This window comes from Flavobacterium sp. (assembly GCF_036515215.1).
Taxonomy (GTDB): domain Bacteria; phylum Bacteroidota; class Bacteroidia; order Flavobacteriales; family Flavobacteriaceae; genus Flavobacterium.
Genome location: NZ_DATBVQ010000158.1, coordinates 1 through 2,463, shown reverse-complemented (window position 1 = coordinate 2,463; position 2,463 = coordinate 1). Strand labels below are relative to the sequence as shown.

At 37.1% G+C, this 2,463-nt stretch carries 2 protein-coding genes; one reads left to right on the top strand and one right to left on the bottom strand.

Annotated elements, in window-relative coordinates; translation table 11 throughout:
- Window positions 1–195 precede the first annotated feature (195 nt).
- On the bottom strand, window positions 196–1,239 hold the full coding sequence (locus VIH09_RS10665; protein ID WP_331580766.1) for a site-specific integrase: 1,044 nt from the start codon (window positions 1,237–1,239) through the stop codon (window positions 196–198).
- Window positions 1,240–1,619: 380 nt separating this feature from the next.
- On the opposite strand from VIH09_RS10665, the gene tgt reads away from it, so the two are divergent.
- The coding region (gene tgt / locus VIH09_RS10660; protein ID WP_331580763.1) for a tRNA guanosine(34) transglycosylase Tgt at window positions 1,620–2,463 on the top strand (844 nt) is incomplete at its 3' end.

The window sequence follows — 2,463 nt, the reverse complement described above, 5'->3', positions numbered from 1 at the left end:
TTTGTCCAAATGTTAATTGAAAAATCAAAAGTGAAAGGAAAATCAAGAAGTTTTGTTTCATTTTAGCAGAGTTTTGTAAAGGATATCATATAACTTGTATATAGGCGAAACAAACCTTCGTATATGCACCCAATAATGGGTAGATTGGCGAAGGTTTGTTTCGCATTATTTAAATCCAAATATAACGTTTTTTTCTTACAAATCGTCAAAGGGACTTTTTATTTGCTGGATACTTTTTGTACTTACATGGGTGTAAATTTCGGTCGTTTTACTACTACTATGCCCTAATAATTCTTGAATATATCGTAAATCAGTACCACTTTCTAATAAATGAGTTGCGTAGCTGTGTCTGAGCCAGTGTAAAGTGGCTGGTTTTTTAATTCCCGTTTTTTGCAACGCTTGTTTCAATATTAATTGTAGACTTCGAGCATCATATTGTAAACCAATAGTTTGCCCTTCAAATAAATACGTTTTAGGTTTGTATACTTTATAGTAATCACGCAACATTTCTAATATCTTAGTGCTTAGTGGAACGATTCTATCTTTTTTGCCTTTAGAGTTTTTAAGTAATACAATATTTCTCAAAGAATCTATATGAACAGGTTGAAGTGCCAATAATTCGCCACAGCGCAAACCACAACTGTAAATCAGCGAAAGCATCATTTTATGTTTGATATTGCTGTGTGCATTTAATATCAATTTTATTTCTTCTTTGCTCAAAACATTAGGCAATAGTTTGGCTCGTTTTGGTCGATGAATTTTATCAACTTCAATTTTTGTTTCTCTGACTGTCATAAAATACAGTTTTATCGCATTAACGGTTTGATTCTGGTACGAAGCCGAAAGATTATTCTTTAGAATATACTCGTTGTTATAGATAATCACGTCCTCATTATTGATTTCTACAACTGATTTTTCGCGATAGAAAATCAGGAAAGATTTTAAGGCCTCGCTGTAGGTAGTAATAGTGCTTTCGCTGTAGCGTTTAGAACGAAGCCATTGTTTGAATTTCTCTATTTGAACAATCCCCTCGGCGGAAGGGTGCGAATTTGTCAGGGGTTCTATCTTGAAACGTTCTCTATTTTCGATTGTATCTGGGATATGCCAAACCGTTTTTTGTTGGCTCCATCGTGCTCCTTCTATTTGTTTGATACGGATAATCAGGTCTTTGTTTTTTTCAAAATAAACGGCAATTCTATTTTCGCTATTGTGTTTTATCAGTTTTGCTGCCCAAGTCATATCGTGTTGATTTTGTGATTGAAAGATACTATTTTTTTACAAATATTGTGTTGTTATCGCAATGGTTCTCGAATTATAGCAGCTTTTTTGCGTGAGGGATAGCAGTGGAAATCCTTTTATGAAGCGCAGCGGAATAAAAGATTATAGCGAATAGCCCGACCTTTTTAGGGCACGCCCCCAATTGATTTGCTAAATGGTAATTAATTTTTTAAATAATCTAATTATTGAGGTTTCTTCCGAAAGTGTATTGAAATTTTGATTGTCATTCCGATCGCTTTCGGGACACTTTTTCATTTCTTTGGGAGAAAATATTTTTTTTTGATGCTGGTTTCAAATTAACCTATCTTTGCGCGCCGAACAATCGGAAGAAATACGCCAATATGAAGTTTGATTTATTAAAGAAAGATCCGCAGTCGAAAGCCAGAGCGGGAAGCATTACTACTGATCACGGTGTGATTGAGACACCAATTTTTATGCCTGTGGGTACTGTAGCCTCTGTAAAAGGAGTGCATCAGCGGGAATTGAAAGAAGATATAAACCCGGATATTATTCTGGGAAACACTTACCATTTGTACTTGCGTCCGCAAACCGAAATCCTCGAGAAAGCAGGTGGATTGCATAAATTCATGAACTGGGACCGTAATATTTTGACGGATTCTGGTGGATACCAAGTGTATTCGCTTTCGGCCAACCGAAAAATTAAGGAAGAAGGAGTGAAGTTCAAATCGCATATTGACGGTTCGTACCATTTTTTTACACCAGAGAATGTAATGGAAATTCAGCGTACCATTGGCGCCGATATTATCATGGCTTTTGATGAGTGTACGCCATATCCTTGTGATTATAACTATGCTAAGCGATCCATGAAAATGACGCACCGTTGGTTAGACCGATGTGTGACTCATTTGGATAAAGTGCCGGTAAAATACGGTTACGACCAAGCTTTTTTCCCTATTGTACAGGGAAGTTGTTATAAGGACTTGCGCCAGCAATCAGCGGAATATATTGCCAACTCGAATCAGGTTGGAAATGCCATTGGTGGACTTTCAGTAGGGGAACCGGCTGAGGAAATGTACGCAATGCCGGAAATAGTTTGCGAAATTTTACCCGAAGACAAACCCCGTTATCTTATGGGCGTAGGAACTCCGATAAATATTCTCGAGAATATTGCCCTTGGAATTGACATGTTTGACTGTGTGATGCCGACGCGTAACGCCAGAAATG